This window comes from Sphingobacterium sp. UBA6645 (assembly GCF_002455685.1).
Classification (GTDB): Bacteria; Bacteroidota; Bacteroidia; order Sphingobacteriales; family Sphingobacteriaceae; genus Sphingobacterium; species Sphingobacterium hotanense.
In genome coordinates this window covers 1-7174 of the sequence record NZ_DKLH01000074.1, presented here as the reverse complement: position 1 = coordinate 7174, position 7174 = coordinate 1, and the positions used below count along the sequence as shown (strand labels likewise).

Annotated in this window: 6 protein-coding genes and 1 tRNA gene; 5 read left to right on the top strand and 2 right to left on the bottom strand. The window is 40.6% G+C overall.

The window, feature by feature from the left end; all coding sequences use genetic code 11:
- Positions 1-69: 69 nt before the first annotated feature.
- Both B2400_RS13605 and B2400_RS13600 read right to left on the bottom strand, forming a co-directional pair.
- The gene (locus B2400_RS13605; protein WP_149526906.1) at positions 70-1404 is read right to left on the bottom strand and encodes a trigger factor; all 1335 of its coding nucleotides are present in this window, start codon (positions 1402-1404) and stop codon (positions 70-72) included.
- A gap of 70 nt (positions 1405-1474) precedes the next feature.
- A tRNA-Leu gene (locus tag B2400_RS13600) sits at positions 1475-1556 on the bottom strand.
- Between the two features lie 366 nt (positions 1557-1922).
- On the opposite strand from B2400_RS13600, the gene B2400_RS13595 reads away from it, so the two are divergent.
- The 5 genes from B2400_RS13595 (at position 1923) to B2400_RS13575 (ending at position 7133) form a co-directional block, all read left to right on the top strand.
- Complete coding sequence (locus B2400_RS13595; RefSeq protein ID WP_149526905.1) at positions 1923-2543, top strand: hypothetical protein; 621 nt, start codon at positions 1923-1925, stop codon at positions 2541-2543.
- A gap of 2 nt (positions 2544-2545) precedes the next feature.
- Positions 2546-2842, top strand: a complete 297-nt coding sequence (locus B2400_RS13590; protein ID WP_414712995.1) for a winged helix-turn-helix domain-containing protein — start codon at positions 2546-2548, stop codon at positions 2840-2842.
- 56 nt (positions 2843-2898) lie between these two features.
- The gene (locus B2400_RS13585; protein ID WP_293934237.1) at positions 2899-3387 is read left to right on the top strand and encodes a Coq4 family protein; all 489 of its coding nucleotides are present in this window, start codon (positions 2899-2901) and stop codon (positions 3385-3387) included.
- Between the two features lie 6 nt (positions 3388-3393).
- Positions 3394-4893: a cell envelope integrity protein CreD gene (gene creD, locus B2400_RS13580; protein ID WP_293934235.1), complete on the top strand. Its 1500-nt coding sequence runs from the start codon at positions 3394-3396 to the stop codon at positions 4891-4893.
- 137 nt (positions 4894-5030) lie between these two features.
- On the top strand, positions 5031-7133 hold the full coding sequence (locus B2400_RS13575) for a S9 family peptidase (RefSeq protein WP_293934232.1): 2103 nt from the start codon (positions 5031-5033) through the stop codon (positions 7131-7133).
- Positions 7134-7174 lie beyond the last annotated feature (41 nt).

Sequence of the window (7174 nt, the reverse complement as noted above, 5' to 3'; positions counted from 1 at the left end):
CAATAACTTTCAGAAAAAAAGGTTAACAGTCGCCTGTTAACCTTTTAATATTACTAATTCTTAATTCTTCTATTTGTCTAGTTTTTCGAATTTATCGAAATCAATCTTTTTAGATTTTAACTTCACAGTTGATTTCAATTGATCGAATACTTTAAGCGCTTTTACCTCTTCGAATAAGCGGTTTGCTTGTTCTCTGTCAGATAATAACTGCATTGCGAATTGTTGTAATTGCTCGTCAGTTGGCTCTTCGTTGATGTTGTACATCTTGATTTGTGCGTAGATACGCTCTTTAGCTAACTCAACAACTTCGTCATATTTTACTTCAAGGTTGTTTGCTGTAACGATTCTGTTTTCGATAATCGTCCATTTCAAGTTGCTAATGAAATCTGCGAATCCTTCTTCGATTTCTTCTGTAGATAAGTTCGGGTTAGTTGCTTTTAACCATCTTTTCAAGAATTCCTCAGGGAATTTTGCTTCAACTTTATCCATACCAAAAGTGTACATATCGTTACGTAACTTTTGTGCAGAGTTTTGTTTGAATAGGTTTTCAACTTCTTCCGTTACTTTTTCGTTGAATTGCTCTTCTGTTGTTACTTCACCTGCAGGGAAAAGTTTGTCAAAGAACTCTTGGTTCAAATCAGACTCTTCTAATCTGTTGATGTTTTTAACAGTCAATTCGAATTTTGTAACGTCTAAAGCTTCTGCTTCATCTTCTGTAATACCTAAGATGCGCGCTAAGTCAGCAACTTTGAAAGCTTTCTTCACGTCGATTTTTACAGTATCATCTTTTTTCAAGCCTACTAAAGATTTCTTGATCTTAGCATCCTCGATGATGTCTGTACGAACAGAAGTAGTTTTTTCAATACCTTCTTCTTTATCTTGTTTCAAAGCAGCGTATAATACATCACCTTCCTCAGAAACTTCTGGGTTAGTCATTTTACCGTAGCTACGACGTAAGTTTTTGATACGTTCTGCTAAAGTAGCTTCGTCAGCTTTGATATCGTATTCTGTGAATTCAGTTTCTGCAGTGAAAGGAACTTCAAATTCTGGTGCTAAACCAATTTCGTATTTGAAATTGAAAGTATCGTTGAAATCCCAGTTGTATTTTGTGTCTTGATCCTCATCTAGGGGTAGAGGTTGACCGAGTACTTCTAATTTTTGCTCGCCAATGTATTCAGCAATCTTATCGTTGATCATTCTGTTGATCTCATCAAATAAGATTGATTTACCGTACATACGTTTGATATGTCCTACTGGAACCATCCCTGGACGGAATCCTGGTAACTTAGCTTTTTTTGCTTGGTCTTTAATTGCTTTATCAACTTGTGGGTTGTAATCCGCTGGAGCAATCTCCACTTGGATACTTGCGTTGATGTCGTCAATGTTTTGGTGTGAAATATTCATACTCTTCTTTTAGCTTTTCGCAATAATAAAAAAAATCCTCCCGAGAGATTACTTACGGGAGGATATCAAGTGCGGAAGAAGGGACTCGAACCCCCACGCCTCGCGGCGCCAGATCCTAAGTCTGGTGCGGCTACCAATTACGCCACTTCCGCAGTTAGGATTTTATTGAGCCACAAAGATAGAAACCAAACCTATACATGTCAAGACTTTTCTACTCTTTTTTTTCTCCTTTTTTGTAACTCTTTGTTTAGTAACCTAGTAAATTTTTAGAGCATAGCATTTATTTTATCCAGCAATAGGGTTTTTAGGTAATTATCAACAGATAGGGGCGTAAATGGGAAGGAAATTGATTAACAATTCTTGATAAGTTGGGTCCGTTAAGATGCTTTTTATGGAGAAAGTATGGTCTTCGGAAGCCATTCATTATTCCAATGCGGTGGAATTTCCTTGAATTATTTTTGAAAAAATATTTGGCAATACGATTTTTTCTATATTACTTTGAAAAACAAAGTACTTTTATGAATCAGCAAGATCTACTAAAGGATATCGGACAAATTCGCGCTATGATGGAGCGCTCCTCGAAGTTTATGTCGATCAATGGACTTTCTGGGGTATTGATTGGTTGCTTCGCTTTAATAGGGGCGGCTGCAGGGTATTATACTGTATATGGTACGAAGAGCGAGTTTGGGTATCGCGATCACTATGTATTGGAAGAGCAGGTGCTTTGGAAACTTGTCGCTATCGCGCTTCTCGTACTGATTGTTTCTATCGTAACGGGCGTGACGATGGCGAAAGCCAAGGCTAAGAAAATTGGACAGACGATTTGGAACCCGACGAGCAAAGCCTTAGCTAAAGCCATGGCGATCCCTTTGCTAACCGGTGGACTGTTTAGTCTGATTTTGATTTTTCGTGGAGATTATTCCTTTGTTGCATCCAGCTTATTGATATTTTATGGACTGTCTTTGACGGCAGCGTCGGTATTCACTTTTGCTGAAGTTAGAGTACTTGGAATTTTGGAAATTCTTTTAGGCTTATTAGCTTTGGCGTTTCCTGGCTATGGCGTCTGGTTTTGGGGGCTTGGTTTTGGGGTATTGCACATTGTTTATGGTCTAATCGTACATAAAAAATACGAAAAGTGAGTTTGGATTTAACGTTATATGATAAAGTATTAGAGAATCGAGTACGCCTACAGATTATGAGTATTCTGATGGCCAACGAGTCCTATGACTTTAATTCATTTAAAGAATTGCTGGAAGTGACCGACGGGAATCTCGCTTCGAACTTAAAGAGTTTGGAGAAGGAGGGCTATATCACCGTGACCAAGACTTTCATCGATAGGAAGCCCAACACGAGGTATAGTAAAACCGAAAAGGGACAGAAAGCGTTCGAAAACCACTTAATTGCGTTGGAGCAATTGATAAAACAACAGTATCTATAATTTTTTTTGTTCAACAACTTTGAAATTCAAAGTACTTTTTAATAAAAATAGAAAATATGAGAGGACTTCGTTTAAAATTTATGCTTCACCTCTATAACTGGTCGAGCAGGGTCTATGCGGAGCTGTTTAAAACCCATAAACAAGCATGGGGGATAAGCAAGCAAGAGTTTGCCGAATTTGCGGATGGAAGTTTGGGAGCGGCTCTAGGGCAGTTTTATCGAGATAAGGGCTTCGATGTGATGCCTAAACTGGAGAATCATGATGTCTTTCATCTGGTTACACAGATAGGAACCAATATTGAGGATGAAATCGCTATGCAATATCTGTTGCTAGGGAATGGAAAGATATCCTTATATCTATTGGGGATGGTCGCTATCGGAGGATTTGTATTTCCGGAATATACAAAATACTATTGGCGGTCGTTCCAAAAAGGAAAGGAAATGTGGCCCTTTCATCATCTGGAGTTCAAAGACTATTTAAACGAACCGCTTGATAACTTACAACGTGCATTCGCTCAAAAAACTAATATTCTAATCTTAAAATAATCTATCATGGAAAATATAGAACAAAACAATCCGCAAGACGAACAGCCGACGAAGTCACTTTACGACCGTGTTACAGGTTCTTTAGTCATAAAATTTGGGGTGGTCTTCTTTCTGACGCTCATTTTATTAATTCCGATGAATCTAATTACAGATCTGATTTCCGAACGTAAATACCGGGAGCAAAGTGTATCGAATGAGATTGCTGTCAAATGGGGCAAGGAGCAAGTTATTGCGAGCACGATTGTCGTAGTGCCCTATGATGAGGTTCGGGAGGTCGTGGAAGAATCATCCGAAGGCGTGAAGCAGGTTGTGAAAACTGTGGTCAACCGTTGGGCGCAACTCCTTCCGGCTGAGGTACAAGCAACAGCGGAGGTAAGCCCCGAACCCCTGAAACGCGGTATCTACCAAGCCGTAGTCTACAGTTCCAAGATCAAGTTGAAAGGAAAATTCGTTGGCTTCGACATGGAAAAGCTCGATGTCTCAGCGGAAAAGTTGAAATGGAACGAAGCAAAACTGATTTTCGGGGTCCACGACGTAAAGGGATTGACCGCAAATCCAACCTTGAACTGGGGCGGAGCGAAGATGGAACTTGGAAAATCAAATTACGAAATGAGACCTTATCAGGAAAATCTGATCGTCGATTTACCATTGTCGGGCAATGAGGACTTAAAGCAAGGCTTTGAGCTAGACTTTGATATTCGTGGGTCTCGCTCCTTGAATTTCCTTCCCTTAGCAAAGCAAACAGATATCGATGTGAAGGGTAACTGGTCGAACCCTAGTTTCAATGGTGGCCACCTTCCGGAGAGCCGTGACGTAACGGATCAGGCTTTTGCAGCCAAATGGAGCATTCCTTCTTTCAGCCGCAAGCTCCCACAACAGTGGACAGGCGGGCAGCAAAATATATACGATTTCCTAGGCGTAGATCTGAATAGCGAGAATGGGGAACCTTCTGCCAATCCTTATGATGCTATTCCTGCAACAGCAACGGTCGCTGGTGTAGGTGGAAGTGCAGAAATGATTAGCTCAGATTACGATATGGTTCAAATAAATTTCTTACCTTCAATAAACAATTATCAAAAGACTACGCGCGTAACGAAATACGGGATCTTAGTCATAGCATTAACCTTTGTTTCGCTACTTTTCATGGAAATTATCAAAAAGCAGCGCGTGCATATTATCCAATATGTGTTGATCGGTTTTGCAATGGTATTGTTCTATGCTTTACTTCTTGCCATCTCCGAGCACCTGGGATTCAATATTGCATATCTGCTGGCGGCATTAGCGACCATCTTATTGATAGCTTCCTTTGTTAGAGCGATTACGAAGAATATGAAATCGGCGCTTATATTTGGCGCTATACTATCCCTATTTTACGTATTCATCTATATTTTGATGCAGCTGCGCGATTATTCTTTAATAGTAGGAACGATAGGTGTATTTATCATTCTGGCAGCATTGATGCGCTTATCGACAAAGATTGACTGGTACCAATTCGATAAACGATGATTAAGCTTAAAAAGGAATCATTCCTCATGTATTTAACCAGTATATGGTTATTGATGACGTCGGCGAGGCACTGAAAACGATGTGGAATTTCTTAATACCTCGCAACTTTAGTAAATTGGCTCAAAAAAGAGAATAATATGTTGAGATTATCATGTATTGGAGCACTCTTATTGATCAATAATATGGCTGTTGCACAGAGTAAAGAAGTTCCACAAAAAGTGAAGAGACCGCAGGTTGAAAATCAGGTCAAAACCATCAACGGAGGTACTCCGCTAAGTCCAAAAACACTTTGGGAGCTGGGAAGAGTGAGTGCTGAAGGATTATCAGCTGACGGTACACAATTGATATATGGTGTTTCGAACTATCAATTTGACGAAAATAAATCCGAGAAGAATTTATTCGTTATTCCGGTAAAGGGTGGAGAAGCGAAGCAATTTACCAGCGAAGCGGGTGGAGAATCTGTCTTATCTGTTCAAGAGAATGGCGATGTATTGTATATGTTCAAGGGCCAGATATGGCAGAAGAACTTAAATGGAGGCGATGCGAAGCAGTTGACGGACATTGAAGGAGGATTGGAGAACGTGAAGATCTCGCCAGACGGCAAGTCAATTTTATTTAGCAAAGCGGTTCTGCTGAAAGAATATCATTCTGTAGATAAATATGCTGACCTACCGAAGTCGAATGTCTATATCTATGATAACTTAGATTACAGACATTGGGATACCTGGAACGACGGTCGCTTTAATCACCCATTTGTAGCGAGCTATGAAAACGGGAAGCTTGGCGAGCCAAAGGATATTATGGAAGGCGAGCCTTTCTATTCGCCGCAAATGCCTTTTGGAGGTGCGGAGGACTTTACTTGGGCACCGGACAGCAAATCCGTTATCTATGTCGCGAAGAAGCGATTTGGGAATGACTATGCGCAAAGTACAAATACCGACTTGTATCAGTATGATATTGCATCCGGTAAAACCAGAAATCTGACGGAAGGGATGAGCGGCTATGATACGAATCCAACTTATAGTAAAGATGGTAAGCTATTGAGCTGGCTGAGCATGAAGACGGATGGATATGAAGCTGATAAAAATGATATCATTCTTTTAGAACCCGGATCTGGAAGGAAGGTGAACTTAACAGCTCATTGGGATGGTACGGTAAACTCATTCGTATGGAGCAAAGACAATAAGAAGATTTATTTCGTCGCACCGACCAAAGGTACGGTACAGCTTTTCGAAATCAATGTGGCAAAAGGGGTATGGTCGAAAATGCTCCCTAAGATTACACAGATATCTGAGGGCGACTTTGATATTACTGGAATCGTAGGTGAAACGGCTACCGGCCTTATTGTGACCTCTACGAAGATGACGAGAGCAACCGAGGTTTTCGATTATAACTTTAAATCTAAAGCGATCAAGCCGATTACCACGGTGAACGATGCGATGTATAGTCAGATAGCCGATACCAAGGTAGAAGGCAGGATGACGAAAGCGTCTGATGGTTTAGATCTTTTTTCATGGGTAATCTATCCGCCGGACTTTGATGCGAGCAAGAAATATCCAGTACTATTGTTCTGTCAGGGAGGACCACAATCCGCAACCACGCAGTCCTACTCGTTCCGCTGGAATTTCCAATTGATGGCATCTCAAGGTTATATTGTTATTGCTCCAAATCGTCGCGGTATGCCTGGTTGGGGCGTAAAGTGGAATGAGCAAATTTCGAAAGACTGGGGTGGACAATCAATTCAAGATTACTTATCGGCAATCGATGATCTTTCTAAAGAGTCGTACGTAGATAAAGAGAATATCGCTGCGGTGGGTGCTAGTTATGGTGGTTATTCGGTATTTATGCTAGCAGGTGTCCATGAAGGAAGATTCAAGTCTTTGATATCACATTGCGGATTGTTTGATATGACTTCTTGGTATGGCACGACGGAAGAGCTATTCTTCGCTAATCATGATATCGGTCCTTACTGGGACAAGAACAATGCAAAGTCGTATAATGAGTTCAACCCGATCAAACATATCGACAAATGGAATACGCCGATTTTGATTTTTCAAGGCGGTAAAGATTATAGAGTTCCGATTGGACAGGGATTAGAGGCTTTCCAAGCGGCTCAATTGAAAGGCATAAAGAGCAGATTGGTGTATCTTCCTGAAGAGAATCACTGGGTTCTTTCAGGACATAATGCACAGGTATGGCAACGTGAGTTCTTCGGATGGTTGTCGGAAACTTTGAAATAAATTAAGAAGCTTATCAAATAAGAAGAGGCTGTCTAAAAAGG